Here is a 20,479-nt window from a genome sequence, read left to right as displayed (position 1 = left end):
TGGTATAGGAAGTTGATTATGATGAATCCATTGAAAAGACATGAAAAAATTATGGAGGCTCTGCTGGAACGCCAGGAAGTAACCGTCAGTGATCTGAGTGAGTTGTTGCAGGTGACGGGGAAGACTGTGCGAGAGGATCTCGACAAGTTGGAGAGTATGGGACTGCTCGTACGTGTCCATGGTGGTGCTATGCTGGCTCAGAATGACCAGTATGGCATCTTGAATAGCCGCGGAGTTACCGAGAAGCATCATTCGGAGAAGACGGAGATTGCTGAACGTGCCCTTGCTTACATTCGACCTGGAGATATCGTTGCTCTCGATGGTGGCAGCACTACGCTGGAGATGGCCAAACGTCTCGATAATCAACCGCTGACGGTGGTGACCAATGACCTGTTCATTATTGCGGAGTTGACCAAAAAGGAGCAAGTGCGACTGGTTGTGCCTGGCGGGGCTCGTGTACGGAATATGCTGGTTGGGGATGATACGGCTACGTTTATATCCAGTCTTAACATTCATAAAGCCTTTATATCTACGACAGCCCTTCATCCGGAATTTGGATTATCCATATACACGGGAGATCTGGTTCCTTTGAAAAAAGCAATGATATCTGCCTCGCAGCAAGTATACGGCGTTGTGGATCATTATAAATTCGGACAATTTGCACTGCGAACTTTCGCCCAGTGTTCGGAACTGGACTATATTATCAGCGATAGTCGTTTGGATGAAGAGACGGCTGCCTTATACGAGCAGAGCGGTGTCACAGTGGATTATCAAAGTTAACCTCATTCATTATTCATGGCATTAAAGAACGGACGGATCTAAGGATTGCATATCAAAACCATGCGGAGGAATCATTCATGAACCCATTTGATTTAAGCGGACAAGTTGCACTGGTGACAGGTACCTCGGGAGGACTTGGACAAGGGATGGCCATTGGTTTGGCAGAAGCAGGTGCTGATGTGGTGCTAGTCTCTTATTCCAAGCCTGCGGCAACGGCAAGTGCCATTGAAGCACTCGGACGCAAAGCTTATGTGATTGAAGCGGATTTAAGTCGTGAAGATGAGTTGTCGGCTGTGTTTGAACAGGCGCTTGCGTTCCAGGGCAGAATTGACATTCTCGTCAACAATGCCGGAATCATTCGTCGCACACCTGCGGCTGATCATGCAGTGCAGGACTGGCATGATGTAATTGGTCTGAACCTGAACACTGTATTTTTCCTAAGCCAATTGGCAGGCAGACATATGATTGAACGCGGAAGTGGCAAAATCATTAATATTGCATCCATGTTGTCCTATCAAGGTGGGATCAATGTGCCAGGATATACAGCCAGTAAACATGGCGTTGCCGGATTAACCAAAGCACTCGCCAATGAATGGGCAGGTAAAGGAATCCAGATTAACGGTATCGCACCTGGTTATATGGAAACCGATAATACTACCCAGATCCGTGCGGACGAGAATCGTTACCGGGATATTACAGCCCGTATTCCTGCTGGGCGTTGGGGAACACCTGAAGATCTGAAAGGCCCGGTTGTCTTTCTGGCATCTGCCGCTTCGGATTATCTGAATGGTCATGTGCTGAATGTCGATGGCGGCTGGATGGCACGTTAATCACTTGATAATCGGATTAGCATAAGGAGGCAGTGAGATGAAACTTGGTATTCTGGCGCATACATTTGGCAAACAGCCTACAGCACAGCTTGCGCAGACGATTGCGGATAACGGATTTAATTCCGTACAGCTGGCGCTGGCCAAAGCATTATCAGATGTGGACTCATCGAATGGCAAGCTGAGCCCAGGGCTAGCGAATGAGATCGGAGATCAATTTGCACAGCGCGGGGTGAAGATTGCGGTACTGGGCTGTTATATTAATCCGATTGACCCTGATCCGGTAAGACGACGTGCGGACATTGATCGATTCAAGGAGCATCTGCGTTATGCCCGGGATTTTGGTTGCAGCATGGTTGCAACGGAGACCGGGGGCTTGGACACTTATCAGGATACACATCCGGATGGATATGAAGAGAAGGCGTGGAGTGTGCTGAAAGAAACGGTTGAGGAGTTGGCTGAGGAAGCGGAGAAATGGGGCGTGCATGCGGCGATTGAGCCTGTGTCCACACATACTCTTCATACCCATGAACATATGACACGTTTGTTTGAAGAGATTCCTTCATCGAATCTGGGGATGCTGTTCGATCCGTGTAATCTGATCAAACAACCACATGCAACAGATCAAGGGGCTTTCTTGCGCGAGGTGATGGAATCGCTGTATCAGCGCATGATTGTGATCCATGCCAAAGATGTAGCCTTTGATGCACAGGGAGAGAAGTACAATCCGGTACCTGGGGCAGGGATACTGGATTACCCGTTATTTTTTGAATTGTTAAAAACGTATAAGCCACATATCGATATTTCACTTGAAGGCGTAACTGCGGAGGAAGCTGTACCTGCGGCCAAACATTTGCGTGAAGTATGGAGTGCAGTTCGGGTCTAACCAAACCCAGGATGAGGTATTGCATACCGGAGCCAAAGTAGCTGAAAAACCTTTGCGAGTGCAAAGGTTTTTTTGGTACAGAAATTGATAATATACATATTTAATATTTCTTATCGGAAAAATCGGAAATAATTCTTTTCAAATGCGACATCTTGTGAGAGAATATGGAAAACATACGCCACCATGCGAAGACATCAGGAACTTAAAGAACGTATACATTGAGGGAGGATTCAGATTTATGTCAAACGAACGTGAGCTTTCATTTGAAACATTGGCAATTCATGCAGGCCAGGAGATTGATCCAACCACCAACGCACGAGCTGTGCCCTTGTATCAGACAACATCCTATGGATTCAAGGACACCGAGCATGCAGCTAACTTGTTTGGTTTGAAAGAGTTTGGCAACATTTATACCCGTCTGATGAATCCAACAACCGACGTGTTTGAGCAACGGATTGCGGCGTTGGAAGGCGGAGCTGGAGCGCTGGCTACAGCTTCTGGTCAGGCAGCGATTACGTTTTCACTTCTGAATATTGCTGGTGCAGGTGATGAGATCGTATCTTCGGCGAGTTTGTATGGAGGTACATACAATCTGTTCTCGACGACTTTGCCGAAACTGGGTCTGGACGTAAAATTTGTGGATTCCAGTGATCCTGAGAATTTCCGGGCAGCGATTACAGAGAAAACGAAAGCATTGTATGCCGAAACGATCGGTAATCCAAAGGGGAATGTACTGGATATTGAAGCGGTGGCAGCCATCGCCCATGAACATGGAATTCCTTTGATCGTGGATAACACATTCCCAAGTCCGTATCTGCTTCGTCCAATCGAACATGGCGCAGATATTGTCGTTCACTCTGCAACGAAATTTATTGGGGGTCATGGTACATCCATTGGTGGCGTTATCGTGGATAGCGGGAAATTTGACTGGAAAGCAAGTGGCAAGTTCCCTGGATTGACGGAGCCGGACTCCAGTTATAACGGTGTTGTATATACGGAAGCGGTTGGACCGATTGCTTATATTATCAAAGCTCGTGTACAACTTCTGCGTGACTTGGGTGCAACGATCTCTCCATTCAACTCCTGGTTGTTGCTGCAAGGACTCGAGACATTACATCTGCGCGTAGAGCGTCATAGTAGCAACGCCCTTGCGGTTGCAGAATTCCTTGAGAAACATGAGGATGTGTCTTGGGTAAGTTATGCAGGTCTACCGAGCCACGGTTCTTATGAGCTTGCACAGAAGTATCTGCCAAGAGGGCAGGGTGCGATTCTAACCTTTGGAATCAAAGGTGGTGCGGATGCAGGCCGCAAATTGATTGAAAGTGTCAAACTGTTCTCTCACCTTGCAAACGTGGGCGATTCCAAGTCACTGATTATTCACCCGGCAAGTACAACTCACGCGCAGTTGACCGAAGATGAACAAACCGCAGCAGGGGTTAATCCGGAGTTGATTCGTCTGTCTGTGGGTACGGAGAACATTCAAGACATTATCTATGATCTGGAGCAAGCCATCAAAGCAAGTCAGGGAGCAAGTGTAGGCGCGTAAATGGCATTTGGGTGGATGTGTAAACAATCACTTAAGTGATATGCCATAAACAGGTCATATGAGTATCAATAGATGGTTAAAGCCGTTGTCCTCCGGGACAGCGGCTTTTTGTCTTTTTGAACACGCATGTATGACTATCCATCGAAAAAAGCCCATTTACAAATGTGGATCGCAGGCATATACTGATTAAAAGTTGTATTGAGTAAACACAATTGCATAAGTGCAAAAATGAATATCATTCTCATTCGAGATTATGTCAAAATCATTCACAAAACCATGCTGCTGCGGGATTCCCGCAGCAGCATGTGTCATTTTTAGGGCATTAACAATGGCTCTCATTCTCAATACAACTTCATTTTTGGGAGCGGAATTTAGCAGACTCTTCATCCGCAAACCTACCATTCGAAAGGAACGTGATTCATATGCAAGCGATACATCAACCACTACACAGACAGAAACAAGCGGGACAGCGCTCATCCCAAACACCCGGCTCCAATGGGAGCAAGAAGCCTGATTTCCGAGCCATGTTGCAGAATAAAGAGATGCAATCTGCATTGGGCAGCGGGCTGTTGATGCTGATTGCCTGGGGAACTGCACCTTATTTTGGTACCTTATCCATCATGCTCTACATTGTGGCGTATGCCGTTGGCGGTTGGACCAAAGCGAAGGAAGGCATCGAGACACTGGTCAAGGAACGTGATCTGGATGTAAACCTGCTGATGATTGCAGCATCCCTCGGGGCAGCAGCCATCGGTTACTGGAATGAAGGTGCGATGCTGATCTTTATTTTTGCACTCAGTGGTGCGTTGGAAAGTTATGCGACAGAGCGCAGTCATAAGGATATCTCATCTTTACTGGCGCTGAAGCCAGAGACTGCACTGCGTATTGAGGATGGACAGATGAACCTCGTGGCTATTGATGATCTGCAACCTGGTGATCTGCTATTGGTCAAACCGGGAGAACTCATCCCAGCAGATGGTGTCGTGTACCGTGGGAGTTCTTTTATCAATCAGTCGTCCATCACCGGAGAATCCCTGCCTGTGGACAAAGTTGCGGGGGATGAAGTCTATGCAGGTACGGTAAACGGGGAGGGTGCTTTATACGTAGAAGTTACAAAATCGGCTGAAGGGTCACTGTTTGGTAAAATCATTAAAATGGTGGAAGAAGCGCAGGCAGAAGTGCCGGATTCCCAGCGTTTCATGGAGCGGTTTGAAGGAATTTACGCACGTATTGTTGTAATGGTGACCTTACTTGTCATTGCAGGAACTCCACTACTGTTTGGCTGGACATGGAATGAGGCATTTTATAAAGCCATGGTGTTTCTGGTTGTTGCTTCACCTTGTGCATTGGTGTCTGCCATCATGCCTGTCATGTTGTCCGCGATGTCCAGCAGTGCGCGCCGTGGCATTCTCTTCAAGGGTGGTGCCCATATGGAGAATATGGCTCGCACGCGGGTCGTGGCTTTTGACAAAACAGGTACATTGACCATGGGCACCCCGCAAGTCACCGATATTATTACGGCTGAACATGTAGATCGTACCCAGCTGTTAGCTGCGGTAGCGGCGATTGAGAACCTCTCCATGCACCCCTTGGCTCGTGCCATCGTAGATCAGGCGAACAAGGAAAACATTACACTTCAGGAAGCAGAGCACGTACAGGCTCTAACAGGCTGGGGCATCGAAGGAACGGTAAACGATGTGGTCTGGAGCATTGGCAAAACAAATGTAATGGAATCGTTGCAGTTAGAGAAGATAAAGGACGCTAACGTTGATGATTCAGATGAACATGATGTTAACCCTGTGAAAGTATCTTCTGAGTGGGGTGATGTATACTCTCGTCTTGAAGGGGAGGGAAAAACCGTATCCGCTGTTATGGCTGATGGTGAATTAGTCGGGCTGATCGCGATGCGGGACACGGTACGGCCACAGGCAGCAGCTGCAGTGAAAAAGCTTGAAGCGATGGGTGTAAAAGTTGCCATGTTAACAGGAGATCGAGCCAGATCAGCTTCTGTAATTGCGCGTGAAACTGGAGTAAGCATGGTCTATGCAGACTTGCTGCCTGGAGATAAGGTGAAGCAGGTACAAGCACTCCGCAAACAGTATGGTCCTGTGCTGATGGTAGGGGATGGTGTCAATGATGCACCGGCACTTGCAGCAGCTACTGTGGGTATGGGGATGGGATTGTCCGGCAGCGGGACTGCACTGGAGGTCGCTGATGCGGTACTTATGAACGATAACATTGAAGAGATCGCTTGGGTGATTGGGCAGGCTCGTCGAGCACAGCGCACGGTGAAGCAGAATATGTTTTTTGCCATCACCGTTATTCTGGCTTTAATTGTTGGTAACTTCCTCCAAGACGTTGCATTGCCTCTGGGTGTGGTAGGTCATGAAGGCAGTACAATTCTGGTTATTCTGAATGGGCTCAGGCTGCTACGGTAATCAGATTTGGAGAGGAAAATGGCTAATTGGTTTCGCTGGTAGTATGCGGCTGGTTGAACAGCTTACGTTTGAACCTTGGGTCAGCGGGTAATGATTCGAAGAGACGATTCGATACTAAGGGAGCTGTGAATATGGGACGTTATGTACAAGTGGAACCAAATGTAAAAGTATATGTTGAAGATATTGGCGAAGGAACCCCGGTTGTCTTTTTGCACGGCTGGCCTGTTAATTATAAAATGTTTGAATACCAATTGAACGTACTGCCGAACCATGGCATTCGTGCCATTGCGATAGATTTTAGAGGATATGGCTTATCGGATAAGCCTTCCACAGGATATGATTATGATCGTATGGCAGACGATGTTCGTGTCGTTATAGATGATCTGGAGCTGAAAGACGCGGTACTCGCAGGATTCTCCATGGGTGGAGCGATCGCAGTACATTACATGGCTCGCCATAAGGGACATGGCGTCTCCAAGCTGGCCTTGTTATCTGCGGCAGCACCTGTGTTCACACAGCGTGAAGGTTATCCGTATGGATTGACTCCAGAGCAGCTGAACGAGCAGATCATTGAGCCAATCTTTGCAGATCGTCCGAAGTTGCTGGAGACGTTTGGCGGCATGTTCTTCGCGAAGAAACACAGTCAGCCATTCATGGATTGGTTCCACGCCCTCGGCATGGAAGCCTCATCTTATGGTACCATTCGCAGTGCAATTGCGTTGCGGGATGAGGACTTGCGAGGTGACCTGAGTTCCATTCAGGTGCCAACAGCCATTTTGCACGGGAAAAAAGATGAGATCTGTCCGTTTGAGTTCGCCGAGCAGATGCACAAGGGCATCGCTTCGTCTCAACTGATTGCTTTTGAAGAGAGTGGTCATGGTGCATTCTATGATGAATTGGAAAAATTCAATTCGGAACTGATTCGTTTCATCCAATCCTGATCAGGAGAGGGCATAATGCCTCTGACAGACGATCCCATTAATTTCATGGAATCTTCATTTGTGGCTAAACAAAGAACCCGGTCGACAGTCTTGGACTGTTCGCCGGGTTCTTTAGTCTTCAATTAGAATAGTTCGGTCAGACCAATCATCGTGATGAGCCCGAGCAAAAAGGACATCGTCGCCACACGTGCATTGCCATCGCCGTGACTCTCGGGAATAAGTTCCTTATAAACAATGAACATCATCGCACCGGCTGCAAAGGCCAGACCATAAGGGACTAGACCAGCTACGAGACTGCTTAATGTGTAACCAATCATAGCTGTAATAATCTCTACCGCTCCGGTCAGGGTGGCAATACCCAGCGCTTTGAAGCGGCCAATGTTCTGGTTTACTAGGAAAAGGGCCACCAGAAATCCTTCCGGCGCATTCTGCAATCCGATGGAAAAGGCAATGAGATTGCCCAGGTTCTCATCCGAGCTTGCATAGCTAACGCCAACGGATAACCCTTCTGGCAGGTTATGCATGGTGATGGCTGCAATAATCATGAAGGCTTTGGTTTCAATTTTAAAAGGCATTTTCTCGGGATTCTCCAGATCGACGTGTGGAATCTTCATCTCCAGCACCAGTAGCACCAGGCTACCAAGCATAATACCAAATGCGAGTACAAAGAGGTTCGATTGGCCAAGCGCTTCAGGAATGAGATTATACACCGAGGCCGAGGTCATAATACCTGCGGCGTATGCCAGCAAGATATCACGCAGACGGTGTGATATTTTGCGCATAAATAGAATCGGTACGGCCCCTAGGCCGGTAGACATGGCTGATATAAAACTGCCAATGAGTGCATCGTTCATGCTTCCATTTTCCCTCCTGATGAAGACTTCTTCATAATCGCTGCCGAGCATTGACACCGTACATAAAAGAGATCATAATGAACAACAGATTAGAATGATTATAAATTAGAATTCCGTTTCTGCATAGGGCCATTGTCATTTCACAGGCAGGTCTTGTGGACATGATGTGGGCTTTTCGTTCTAGTGTATGCAAAAGCCTAAGCTTTTGATGCCGGAGGGTCTAACCTTTTTGCAGAACCCGGGGGAGGAACTATACATGTATAAATCAATTATTATTGGAACAGGCCCTGCAGGGCTGACAGCAGCAATCTATCTGGCACGTGCCAACATGAACCCACTCGTTATTGAAGGACCACAACCTGGTGGCCAACTGACAACAACGACTGAAGTGGAGAACTTCCCAGGTTTCCCTGATGGTATTATGGGTCCTGAACTGATGGACAACATGCGTAAACAAGCTGAGCGCTTCGGTGCTGAATTCCGCACAGGCTGGGTGAACAACATCGATATGAGCGAGCGTCCATTCAAGATTCAAGTTGAAGGTATGGGTGAACTCGTATCGGAAACATTGATCCTGTCCACAGGCGCAACTGCTAAATACCTGGGTATCCCTGGCGAAGAAACGAATATAGGCCGCGGTGTCAGCACATGTGCAACATGTGATGGATTCTTCTTCCGTAACAAAGAAATCATCGTCATCGGCGGTGGCGACTCTGCCCTTGAGGAAGCAAGCTTCTTGTCCCGTTTCGGTTCCAAAGTAACACTGGTACACCGTCGTGAAGAACTGCGTGGCTCCAAAATCATGCAGGATCGTGCACGCAGCAACGAAAAAGTAGAAATGGCTTTGAACCGTACACCACTCGAAGTACTTGCTGGCGACAACGGCGTAACCGGACTGAAAGTGTTAAACAACGAAACAGGTGAAGAAGAAGTGATTCCGGCAAGTGGCGTATTCGTAGCGATCGGTCACACACCAAACACTGGTTTCCTTGGCGGACAGATCACTACGGACGAACATGGATATATCCTGACTACACCAGGTACATCCGAGACAAACATCCCAGGCGTATTTGCATGTGGTGACGTTCAGGATACACGTTACAAACAAGCGATTACAGCTGCAGGTAGCGGATGTATGGCTGCCATGGACACAGAGAAATACATTGAGAGCTTGGAGCACAGCGCAGTTGTTCTGTAATAGAATGAGCTGATTCCAAACAAACTATAGATTAATATAAAACCATATGAGGTGAATTAAACATGGAAAACGTAATTGTATATACATCTACCAACTGCCCGAACTGCAAATCCGTAAAAACGTTCCTGGCTGACAAAGGTATCTCTTATGAAGAGCGCAACATCGAAACTAGCGATGAATTTGCACAACAAGTATGGGACATGGGCGTACGTGCTGTGCCATTGACTGTAATTGGTGAACATCGCATTCTGGGTATGAATAAAACCCAATTTGCCAAAGCATTGGACGCTTAAATCTGGCTGATCATCTGGATCATCATGTGTTGAAAGAAATTTTCGATTCATATGAAATTCCGGTTTTCGCGAGCCGTTAGGATATAGAAAGAACCGTACCCGGAAGGGTACGGTTTTTTGTGCGTTTTCTATGAGTGAATCGGATAGATTGGTATGTGGTCACAAACCTCATTCGCAATTGTCCGATGTACAGAAGTGCGATATCATTTTCTTAAGTCGCAGAGCATAATTGAGGTGAACAAGCAGTATGATTATAGATCAGGAGGAGCATTTTCGCTTCTGGGAACAGGCGAGTATACGAGATATTATGCTCACATACTAGTTAAAACAACTGGAATTAAGGCCATTATAATAATAACTGACATTACTTTTTTATTAGTTCGGGATTTGATCATTAGTTTTCGTGAGGTATACCAATCTCCAAAATTATAAAATCTAGAATGAATAAGAAAAGTTATCAAAGAATTAATTACAAAGAATATCAAAATATAATCTTTTGGATTAACACTCATCATAGGATAAACTTGCAGTTCTATACCCCATAGTAGGGTTATACCAATAAAATAAAGAATAGAACAAAGTATAAAATCAAACAGGAAACCAGATGTCTTTTTAAGCATATTAAAGCTCCTCTCTAATCTAGTGGTAAATCCAATATTAATTTCCAACCAACAATCATTTTACATTGAAAAAGTAAAAAAAACATACTGGTTTGACTACTTTTGTTCCTTTAACTAGGATTAAAGAGTAAGTCAAAAAACTCCATTGCTTATCTTCTGCAGAGGTCAGATCTCAAAACAACGTAAACGTATTAAATATATAGGTACTCAATCCAGAATATCGTTTATATGATTGAAGAACGATTTAAAGAAAGTTCGAGTTGTCCATAATTCAGCATCGATGTTAAGAATGGGCAAAAATATGCAGAAAAATCCCCTTGCGTCTGTAATTCAGAGTACATGATAACGTGTACCCATGAATTACTGCGAAAGGGGATTTTGCATGAAAACAAATAATTACATCTAGAAAAAAATACTCATGAAAGTCTGAAATACAACATACACCAGCAATCCTGACAGCATGTACATGAAACCAGCCTTCTTTTTGCTCTGGAACAATCGGAGTATGCCAAGGCTGAACAGGGGCGCAAGCACAATCAGGAACAGGAGGACGGTGACAAACATTTGCGCCGAGATATCTGAAGTATCCACGTAGGTCACGCTTTTTTTCACTCCGTTTCGTTATCGGAATTAACACAGCTTGATTCACACAGCCATGACAAAAATCACATAACCCCATTATACATCTGGATTTCTTTAACAAAAAGGGAGGAAATGGGGCGAAATGATGTCAATTTTCATCTGTTATTAGACAGACACCCTAATTTTACCTAAAAACTGGGATATCGCAGAGTAAGCGGCACCAACGCGGGTGGAACGGCTGCCCAGAGCTGCCCATTCAATCTGCAAACTGCGGCGGTGATAAGGTAATGTACGTTCCTCGACAACTTGTTTTAACGCTGTTTCAATCCATGGACCTGCTTCAGAGAGCGGACCGCCAATGATAATACGTTCCGGGTTGAAACTGTTAACGATATTGGTAATGCCAATCCCCAGTTTGCGCCCAATCGTGTTGTATAATTCTTGAACAGCCTCGTGGCCTTGCTCCGCATGATGAATAAGCTCGCGTGTGGTATGAGCAGGTAATTTTAGCTGATGATCCGGATGTTCGTAGGCTTTTTCCGATGCGTATAACTCCCAGCAACCACGATTACCACAGGAGCAGGGAAGACCTTCCGCTTCAATGGACATATGGCCTGTTTCCCCTGCGTAGCCCCACGCGCCTTTGTATAATTCACCATCTACCATGATGCCTGAACCAATCCCCATACCTGCACTGATGTAGATCATGTGACGGACACCGATACCAGCACCAAAATTCAGCTCACCATGAGCACCAGCGTTGGCTTCATTATCGATCGTTACAGGCAGTTGAAATTCTTCTTCAAGCATCGAGCGCAGAGCTACCTTCTCCCACCCCAGGTTGGGTGCAAACAGGACCGTTCCTGCCTCATCCACCATACCGGGCACCCCGATGCCAATACCAATGACTCCATGAGGGGAAGGAGGAGCTGCTTCAATGAGCTCTTTTGCTGCCAATTTCAATTGCTCCAGTACAGAGGAGACGTCATGATGTTCCAAGGTCACTGCGTACTCTGTAATGATGTGTCCTTCGAGATCTGTAAGCACGCCTTTCAAGTGGGTCACACTGAGTTCCAGACCGACTGCATAGCCTGATGTCCCTCGAAACAGCAGCATGAGTGGTTTACGTCCGCCGCTGGATTCCCCAGGGCCGATCTCCTGCACCAGGTCATCACTGATCAGATCAGCAACCAGGTTGGATACCGTTGCTTTGTTCAGCCCCGTAACCTCGGACACTCGTGCGCGAGAAAGAGGGGCATGGCGCCGGATCGTATCCAGAACGATCGACTTGTTTATTTTTTTGACCAGCATCTGGTCTCCGGTAATTTTCATATGGTTAAGGCACTCCTATTCTTCTGATAAAAGGGTTCTGACCCACATCCGAAACAAGTTATTCGACTATTATAGCGTAAACAACCGTGTAAAAAACATTTTTATTTTTACTTTGTTTAACCAATAGACAAAGTAAATTCGATGTGATAGGATAACGGTGTAAACGATTTCTTAAAACTATTGAGGAGGCATTTTACACATGGCCTATTTTGAATCCGTTAATAAAATTGCATTCGAAGGTAAAGATTCCAAGAATCCTTTTGCTTTTAAACATTATAATCCGGAAGAAGTGGTAGCCGGCAAATCGATGGAAGAACATTTCCGTTTTGGCATGGCTTACTGGCATACATTAACTGCAGGCGGCAGTGACCCGTTTGGTGCGGAGACAGCTGTTCGTTCGTGGGATAAATACTCGGGTCTGGACCTCGCGAAAGTACGCGTGGAAGCGGCATTTGAATTTTTGGAAAAAATGAATCTTCCATTCTTCTGTTTCCACGATGTGGACATTGCACCAGAAGGCAACAACCTGCGTGAGTTCTACAGCAACATTGATACAATCGTTGATCTGATTGAAGATCATATGAAATCCAGCGGCAAAAAACTGCTCTGGAACACGGCGAACATGTTCTCGAACCCACGCTTCATGTTTGGTGCAGCTTCCACTTGCAACGCAGACGTGTATGCTCACGCAGCAGCACAGATCAAAAAAGGTCTGGAAGTGGGTAAACGTCTGGGAGCTGAAAACTATGTCTTCTGGGGCGGTCGTGAAGGTTACGACACATTGCTGAACACAGACATGCAACTGGAGCAAGACAACATTGCTCGCATGTTCCACATGGCTGTAGACTACGCGAAGGAAATTGGTTTTGATGCACAATTCCTGATCGAGCCTAAACCAAAAGAGCCAACGAAACACCAATATGATTATGATGCAGCAACTTCCATTGCTTTCTTGCAAAAATACGGTTTGGACAAACACTTCAAACTCAACCTGGAAGCAAACCATGCTACACTGGCTGGTCATACATTTGATCACGAAATCCGCGTTGCTCGTACAAACGGTATGCTCGGTTCCCTCGATGCGAACCAAGGCGACATGTTGATCGGTTGGGATACGGACGAGTTCCCGGTTGATATGTACGATGCTACATTGACAATGTATGAAGTATTGAAAAACGGCGGTATCGGCCGTGGTGGTGTGAACTTTGACGCGAAAGTACGTCGTGGTTCCTTCGAAGCTGACGATCTGTTCTTGGCACACATCGCAGGTATGGATACGTATGCAAAAGGTCTGAAAGTAGCAGCGAAGTTGATCGAAGATCGTGTATTCGATGACTTCATCGAAAAACGTTACAGCAGCTTCAGCGAAGGTATTGGTGCAGATGTGGTTGCAGGTAAAGCAACATTGGCTTCCCTTGCTGAGTATGCGTTGAACAACGAAAGCCCACGCAAAAACCAATCCGGACGTCAGGAATTGCTGAGAGCACAACTTAACCAGTACATTCTGGCTGACTAATAGCGGATTAGGCAGGGTTGGTGAACGTCGACCACCGATGGTTACTCAACTCATATGTGTTGATCATTAGTATCCAAGCTTGCCTATGCACAAGATTAGCTTGTACCATGGAACGCCTGAACAAGCATGACATTCGGACCGTCCCCGACTTTCCCTTGGGAAGACGGGGGCGGTTTTTTGGTTAAATAACGCGATTTTTTAAAATTTTTGATATAAATGTTTCTTTAAGATGGTGCATGCAAAACGGAGTGAGCAGAAAGGACCCGAGGAAGCGGAGCGTGCGCTAAGAGCTTTCTGAAAGAAAGCTGGCTTCGGAAGCATAGGCTTATCCCCGGATTTCTCCCTTGTCAAAGGGATTAAAGGAAATCCGGGGGTACGGCGATCCAAGGGTTTTCTGATCACGAAGTGACCATATGAGCATCAAGGATTTCATTTATAACCAATGACGAATCAAGGTCGTTGGATCAATCTTTCTGTTATAAGAACGAGTATGTTTTACACGTTTCATATCCATGTGTGTCCAATATCATGCATGCAGAACGAAGTGAGCAGAAAGGACCCGAGGAAGCGGAGCGTGCGCTAAGAGCTTTCTGAAAGAAAGCTGGCTTCGGAAGCATAGGCTTATCCCCGGATTTCTCCCTTGTCAAAGGGATTAAAGGAAATCCGGGGGTACGGCGATCCAAGGGTTTTCTGATCACGAAGTGACCATATGAGCATCAAGGATTTCATTTATAACCAATGACGAATCAAGGTCGTTGGATCAATCTTTCTGTTATAAGAACGAGTATGTTTTACACGTTTCATATCCATGTGTGTCCAATATCATGCATGCAGAACGAAGTGAGCAGAAAGGACCCGAGGAAGCGGAGCGTGCGCTAAGAGCTTTCTGAAAGAAAGCTGGCTTCGGAAGCATAGGCTTATCCCCGGATTTCTCCCTTGTCAAAGGGATTAAAGGAAATCCGGGGGTAACGGCGATCCAAGGGTTTTCTGATCATGAAGTGACCATATGAGCATCAAGGGTTTCATTTATACAGTCCTGTTACAAACGAGAGGAGTTAACCTATGAGTTACGTAATTGGCGTCGATCTTGGAACCAGCGCGGTCAAAACCGTGTTGGTCAATCGCGAAGGAAAAGTGGCATTTGAAGCATCCGAGGCATACCCGTTGTACCAGCCCAAGGCTGGATACAGTGAACAAAATCCCGAAGATTGGGTAGAGCAGACCATTGTTTCCTTGCGTAAATTGCTTGAAGTGTCTGGCGTGCAGCCTTCGGAAATCGAGGGATTGAGCTTCTCCGGTCAGATGCACGGACTGGTCTTGGTAGATGCTGAAGGCAAACCGCTGCGTAACGCAATCCTGTGGAACGATACACGTACTACGGCTCAGTGCCGTCGCATCGAAAAAGTGCTGGATGGCAAGCTGTTAAGTATTGCCCGGAACCGTGCACTGGAAGGATTCACCTTGCCGAAAATTCTGTGGGTTCAGGAGAACGAGCCGGAATTGTTACAGCAAGCATCCTTGTTCCTGTTGCCTAAAGACTATGTGCGTTATCGCCTGACCGGGGATTACGCTATGGATTATTCTGATGCAGCGGGAACTTTGCTGCTGGACGTTGCAGGCAAACAGTGGAGCAACGAGATTGTAGAAGCTTTCGAGCTGCCAATCTCTCTTTGTCCACGTCTTGTGGAATCGTTTGAGGAAGTGGGCACGTTGCTGCCTGAGATTGCGGATCAAACGGGTCTAGCTGCTGCAACAAAAGTATACGCAGGTGGTGCGGATAATGCGTGTGGTGCCATTGGCGCAGGCATTCTGAGTGAAGGACAGACGATGTGCAGCATCGGAACGTCCGGGGTTGTGCTTTCCTACGAAGAGCGTAAAGATCTCGACTTCGAAGGCAAAGTGCACTTTTTTAACCACGGAGAGAAGGATGCCTTCTATATTATGGGGGTAACGCTTGCGGCAGGATATAGCCTGTCCTGGTTCAAGGATACGTTTGCAGCGGACAAATCATTTGATGTGCTCTTGCAGGGCATTGATCAGATTCCGGCGGGCAGCAACGGATTGTTGTTCACACCATATATCGTTGGGGAGCGTACACCTCATCCGGATGCGAATATCCGTGGCAGTTTCATCGGTATGGATGCAGGGCACAAGCTGGAGCACTTTGGACGTGCGGTGATGGAGGGCATTACCTTCTCGCTGCGCGAGTCCATTGATATTCTGCGTGGTGCAGGCAAAACCGTCAATGAAGTCATCTCCATTGGTGGCGGTGCCAAGAACGAAGCTTGGTTGCAAATGCAGGCGGATGTCTTTAACGCCACGATTGTGAAGCTGGAGAGCGAACAGGGTCCTGCGATGGGTGCAGCGATGCTGGCTGCCTATGGCTGTGGCTGGTTCCCGTCTTTGCAAGAATGTGCAACAGCGTTTATTCGTCCAGCGAAGTCCTATGAGCCGAACCCGGAAACGGTTGCCGTCTATGATGGACTGTTCGCACTGTATCAGGAAGTCTATGGACAGACACGTAGTCTCAATGATCGTTTGGCTGAATATCGTTAATTCATTTATTTCACTACATTAATCTTGTGATTACCTTAAAAGCATCCGCGAAGGCGGGTGCTTTTTTTGTCGTTCATCAAGATTAACCCCATGAAAGGTTTACTTGGTCTGCATATCCGCATTCCGGCTCTGCATAGATTGGAAATAGAGGATTGTGATTCGTCCAGGCATCGTGTGTCGGACATTTTAATAGGTAGAAGTTTGAGCATGGGGGTGAAGCTTTGGATGGACATGAGGAACATGGAAGACCACATATTACCTTGTCGATGATCGTTCGTAATGAAGAGAATCGTTATCTCAGGCAGGCACTGGAGAGACATCGTCCCTGGATTGATCGTGCAGTAATCATTGATGACGGAAGTACGGATGCAACGGTCGCGCTGTGCAGGGAACTTCTGGACGGTATTCCACTCGTATTAGTGGAGAACGCTGCTTCACGTTTTGCAGACGAGGTAAGCCTGAGAAAACAACAATGGGAAGAGACGGTGGCGACCAATCCGGAGTGGATTTTGAATCTGGATGCGGATGAGATTCTAACTAGTGACTTTGGGGTGGTACGTGATCTGCTGCTCAGTGGCAATGAAGATGCGATCTATTTCAGATTGTTTGATATGTGGAGTGAGACGCATTACCGGGAAGATGAGTTCTGGCAGGCGCATGCCTATTATCGGCCATTTCTGATTCGTTATCACCCGGGGATGAACTATGAATGGAAGGAGACACCCCAGCATTGTGGTCGTTTTCCGTTAACGATCCAGCATTGGTCCTATGGATGTCATGCTCCCCGGGTGAAGCACTATGGTTGGGCGCGGGAAGAAGACCGTATCCGCAAATATGAACGCTATCAAGCACTGGACCCTGAAGCAAGATACGGTTGGAAGGAACAGTACGAATCGATATTGGATCAGGAGCCACGACTGTTGGCATGGTTCGAATAAGGAGAGGGGGAGTGAGCACATTGAAGAAAGACCCTTTACGCAAATCGGAAGAAGAATCCCAACCTCAAATAGAGCTGAATTCACAAGAAAAAGAGAATGAGAAAGAACATCAAAAAGAGGAGCAACATGAGAGCCAGAGTAATCATCGACCGTCCAGACGTTCTGATAATTCGCTGGAAACCCGCCAATCGGAAGAGCATGAAGCGTTTGAGCAAGAAAGAATACTGATCGCCAGCCCGATTCGCCAGACAACTCCGGTTCTCCGTGAATTTCTGGATTCTCTGCATGTACTGGAACGAACAACAGTAAAGACGGATTATCTGTTTGTTGACGATAACGTGGAAGAAGCCGCATCGAATATATTGCATGAATTTGTGCTTCAGCATGAAGGGACGGTTATTCAAGCAGATGAACATGGTAGCGGTAGTCCTGACAACAAAGGGGTGTACAGCAAGGATGAGGGAGGACACTATTGGCAGGATGAACAGATTTGGCGTGTAGCCGGTTTGAAAAATCGCATATTGCAATATGCACGCGACAATCACTACGATGCGGTGTTCCTGATTGATTCTGACTTGGTGCTGCATCCGCGGACGCTGGAGCAACTCGTATCGAGTGGCAAAGACATTGTTTCTAATATCTTTTGGACCCGCTGGCAGCCAGATGCCAGGGAAATGCCGCAGGTATGGCTACAAGATGAGTATGCCTTGTATCGCCGCGGTGGCAAAACAGTAGACGGAACCGAGGCGGAGGACGAGGGCACGCAAACGACTGCTTTTCTAAATCAGCTGCGGATCCCGGGTTGTTATGAAGTTGGAGGGCTAGGGGCATGTACTCTTATTCGCAAAAATGTTCTGGCAGCAGGAGTCTCATATGACCAGATTCCCAATGTATCCTTCTGGGGCGAAGATCGTCATTTCTGCATCCGTGCTCAGGCATTGGGTTTTCGTTTGTTCGTCGATACTCATTTCCCTGCGTACCACATCTATCGATTGTCCGAACTGCCGGGGGTATCTGCCTTTAATCGCAGGGCGAGACGAGGGGAGGAGACGATCAGTATTACCCTGTGTATGATTGTGAAAAATGAAGAAGCTTCCCTCGTCAGATGTCTGGACTCGGTCAACGGTATTGCCGATGAGATTGTAATCGTGGATACCGGTTCGACGGATCGTACCCGTCAGATCGCTTCCAGATATACGGATCGTATCGTTGATTTTGAATGGGTGGATGACTTTGCAGCAGCACGCAACTATGCCTTCGATCAGGCAAAGAGTGAATATATTCTGTGGCTGGATGCCGACGATGTATTCGAACCGGAAGATCGGGCGAAATTGATCGCCTTGAAACGTTCGCTGGACCCGGATGTTGATAGTGTCACGATGGATTACAATCTGTCATTCACAGCAGATGGCAAGGTAGCCTACAGCCTGCGCCGGAATCGTCTGGTGCGTCGGGATCGGCAATTTCGCTGGATTGGCGCGGTGCATGAATATCTGGCTGTAGCGGGCAATCTGCTGCATAGTGATATAGCGGTTACCCACAAGAAAGATAAGGAGTATACCGATCGGAATCTGCGGATCTATCGTAAAAGGGAACAGGCCGGAGAGGAATTTGGGCCGCGTGACTTGTACTATTTCGGTAATGAACTGAAGGACCATGGACAGCATGAGGATGCGGTGAAGTACTATGAGAAGTTTCTGGATACCGGACTGGGCTGGGTGGAAGATCAGATCGCTGCTTGCCAGAAAATTGCGGATTGTGAAGCTGCACTTGAACATCCGGAACAGGAAGTCACGGCGTTGTTCCGATCATTTGCCTATGATTTGCCAAGAGCCGAGATTTGTTGTCGATTGGGTGGTTATTTTGCTGACCGTGAAGATTATCGCAAGGCCCTGTTCTGGTACGAACAGGCGACTCGTGCTGTACGTCCCGATGATCCTATGGTAGTGCTGAATGAAGCAGCCTGGACCTGGATGCCGCATCTGCAACTATGTGTGTGTTATGACCGGATGGGTAACCGTGCCAAGGCCCGAGAACATAATGATATCGCACTCGCCTATCATCCAACACATCCAAGCATGTTATATAACGATCGATACTTTAAAGATTTGGAGAAGGATAACGTATTGGAAAATGCTTAGTATTTTCAGTCGAAATGCAGCCTCTTTCGTGGAATTGAATGGGTGAATCAGCCCATGTTCCATGGAGAGGTTTTTTGCATTGTGATAAAAGTACATCCTAGAGTTGGTGACAGACGCATTCACATTGAAATGGATTATTGTATTTCATCCAGGGGAGGATATGCTTTACAATAATGAATAACGGAAAAGCGGTGACCATGATTGCCTGTCTTCGGCTGCCGAATTGATGAAGCAAGGGGAACTGGATATGAATTTGACGGAAGTTCTATTAGAGTCGAGGCTGGTTGCGATTGTGCGCGGTATAAGCCGCGAAGCGGCAGTAACAGCTGGACAAGGCATGACGAATGGTGGCATCCGATTGATGGAAGTCACACTGAACACACCTGGAGCACATGATATTATTGCAGACTGGCGTGAGCGGCATGAAGGAAAGGCTTACGTTGGAGCGGGTACGGTTCTGAATGTGCAGATGGCGAAGGAAGCCGTCGCTGCAGGAGCACAATTTCTGGTGTCTCCCAATGTCGATCTGTCTGTAATTGAATATGCTGTAGAACATGGTGTCGAGATCTGGCCTGGAGCCATGACACCAACAGAAATTGTCGCTGCCCATGAAGCGGGAGCACGAGTTGTGAAGTTGTTTCCGATGGCGAGTCTGGGCATACCGTATCTGCGGGAGATCAAAGCTCCACTGAATCATATTCCACTGTTGGCAACAGGTGGTGCCACACTGGAGAACATTGCTGACTACTATGCAGCAGGCGCTGCTGCAGTGGGTCTGGGAAGTGCACTTTTACCACGAGAAGCTCTTGTGGCAGGAGATCATGAGCAGATTGCAGCATGTGCACGGAGATTTGTGGAAGCAGCTGAAGCCTAGGATTCCAGCATCAGATGAGGGATATGTATACTTGGGTATATATGAAGGTGCCTTTAGATTAATTGTTAGATAAATCTTTATCATAAAAACCCATGTCGCTTAATGTGCCGTTCATTCTATTGTTTTATGATGGATGTATGCCAGAATTCGGAGAGGA

16 protein-coding genes are annotated in these 20,479 nt (G+C 47.0%); 13 read left to right on the top strand and 3 right to left on the bottom strand.

The window, feature by feature from the left end; all coding sequences use genetic code 11:
- The first annotated feature begins 21 nt into the window (after nt 1–21).
- The 6 genes from PAEAM_RS29730 to PAEAM_RS29700 all read left to right on the top strand — a co-directional run bounded on the left by PAEAM_RS29730 (nt 22) and on the right by PAEAM_RS29700 (nt 7,418).
- Entirely contained in the window at nt 22–780 is a 759-nt protein-coding gene (locus tag PAEAM_RS29730) for a DeoR/GlpR family DNA-binding transcription regulator (RefSeq protein WP_165790110.1), read from the top strand.
- Nucleotides 781–857: 77 nt separating this feature from the next.
- Complete coding sequence (kduD, locus tag PAEAM_RS29725; RefSeq protein ID WP_036606921.1) at nt 858–1,610, top strand: 2-dehydro-3-deoxy-D-gluconate 5-dehydrogenase KduD; 753 nt, start codon at nt 858–860, stop codon at nt 1,608–1,610.
- A gap of 37 nt (nt 1,611–1,647) precedes the next feature.
- Nucleotides 1,648–2,493, top strand: coding sequence for a sugar phosphate isomerase/epimerase family protein (locus tag PAEAM_RS29720; RefSeq protein ID WP_100529836.1), 846 nt, complete (start codon nt 1,648–1,650; stop codon nt 2,491–2,493).
- A 238-nt stretch (nt 2,494–2,731) separates the two neighbouring features.
- A complete protein-coding gene (locus tag PAEAM_RS29715) occupies nt 2,732–4,039 on the top strand; it encodes a homocysteine synthase (protein ID WP_036606925.1) in 1,308 nt (435 codons plus the stop codon).
- Between the two features lie 422 nt (nt 4,040–4,461).
- Nucleotides 4,462–6,477: a heavy metal translocating P-type ATPase gene (locus tag PAEAM_RS29705; RefSeq protein WP_100529834.1), complete on the top strand. Its 2,016-nt coding sequence runs from the start codon at nt 4,462–4,464 to the stop codon at nt 6,475–6,477.
- 131 nt (nt 6,478–6,608) lie between these two features.
- Complete coding sequence (locus PAEAM_RS29700) at nt 6,609–7,418, top strand: alpha/beta fold hydrolase (RefSeq protein ID WP_100529833.1); 810 nt, start codon at nt 6,609–6,611, stop codon at nt 7,416–7,418.
- A gap of 122 nt (nt 7,419–7,540) precedes the next feature.
- Here the strand turns inward: PAEAM_RS29700 and PAEAM_RS29695 are convergent, their stop codons facing one another.
- Nucleotides 7,541–8,272 (bottom strand): ZIP family metal transporter, encoded by a 732-nt coding sequence (locus tag PAEAM_RS29695; protein WP_036606933.1) that lies wholly within the window; start codon nt 8,270–8,272, stop codon nt 7,541–7,543.
- A 256-nt stretch (nt 8,273–8,528) separates the two neighbouring features.
- Between PAEAM_RS29695 and trxB the strand changes: the two genes are divergently transcribed.
- Nucleotides 8,529–9,470 carry a thioredoxin-disulfide reductase gene (trxB, locus tag PAEAM_RS29690; RefSeq protein ID WP_036606934.1) on the top strand — a complete coding sequence of 314 codons (942 nt, stop codon included), beginning with the start codon at nt 8,529–8,531 and terminating at the stop codon, nt 9,468–9,470.
- 62 nt (nt 9,471–9,532) lie between these two features.
- The gene (locus PAEAM_RS29685) at nt 9,533–9,763 is read left to right on the top strand and encodes a glutaredoxin family protein (protein WP_036668031.1); all 231 of its coding nucleotides are present in this window, start codon (nt 9,533–9,535) and stop codon (nt 9,761–9,763) included.
- 1,022 nt (nt 9,764–10,785) lie between these two features.
- On the opposite strand, the gene PAEAM_RS29675 is transcribed toward PAEAM_RS29685, so the two are convergent.
- Complete coding sequence (locus PAEAM_RS29675) at nt 10,786–10,983, bottom strand: hypothetical protein (RefSeq protein WP_017692236.1); 198 nt, start codon at nt 10,981–10,983, stop codon at nt 10,786–10,788.
- A 147-nt stretch (nt 10,984–11,130) separates the two neighbouring features.
- The gene (locus tag PAEAM_RS29670; protein ID WP_100529831.1) at nt 11,131–12,297 is read right to left on the bottom strand and encodes an ROK family transcriptional regulator; all 1,167 of its coding nucleotides are present in this window, start codon (nt 12,295–12,297) and stop codon (nt 11,131–11,133) included.
- 199 nt (nt 12,298–12,496) lie between these two features.
- Between PAEAM_RS29670 and xylA the strand changes: the two genes are divergently transcribed.
- From xylA to PAEAM_RS29645, 5 genes are all read left to right on the top strand, one after another.
- Nucleotides 12,497–13,813: a xylose isomerase gene (xylA, locus tag PAEAM_RS29665; RefSeq protein ID WP_036606941.1), complete on the top strand. Its 1,317-nt coding sequence runs from the start codon at nt 12,497–12,499 to the stop codon at nt 13,811–13,813.
- A 1,062-nt stretch (nt 13,814–14,875) separates the two neighbouring features.
- A complete protein-coding gene (gene xylB, locus PAEAM_RS29660) occupies nt 14,876–16,369 on the top strand; it encodes a xylulokinase (protein WP_100529830.1) in 1,494 nt (497 codons plus the stop codon).
- A 221-nt stretch (nt 16,370–16,590) separates the two neighbouring features.
- On the top strand, nt 16,591–17,307 hold the full coding sequence (locus PAEAM_RS29655; protein ID WP_243391505.1) for a glycosyltransferase family 2 protein: 717 nt from the start codon (nt 16,591–16,593) through the stop codon (nt 17,305–17,307).
- 1,070 nt (nt 17,308–18,377) lie between these two features.
- Nucleotides 18,378–19,448, top strand: a complete 1,071-nt coding sequence (locus tag PAEAM_RS32780; RefSeq protein ID WP_100529913.1) for a glycosyltransferase — start codon at nt 18,378–18,380, stop codon at nt 19,446–19,448.
- A 247-nt stretch (nt 19,449–19,695) separates the two neighbouring features.
- A complete protein-coding gene (locus PAEAM_RS29645; protein WP_100529829.1) occupies nt 19,696–20,322 on the top strand; it encodes a bifunctional 4-hydroxy-2-oxoglutarate aldolase/2-dehydro-3-deoxy-phosphogluconate aldolase in 627 nt (208 codons plus the stop codon).
- Nucleotides 20,323–20,479 lie beyond the last annotated feature (157 nt).

Source organism: Paenibacillus sp. GM1FR, from assembly GCF_002803315.1.
Taxonomy (GTDB): domain Bacteria; phylum Bacillota; class Bacilli; order Paenibacillales; family Paenibacillaceae; genus Paenibacillus; species Paenibacillus amylolyticus.
The sequence above is the reverse complement of the archived record's forward strand: the minus strand, read 5'-3'. Positions and strand labels throughout refer to the sequence as shown.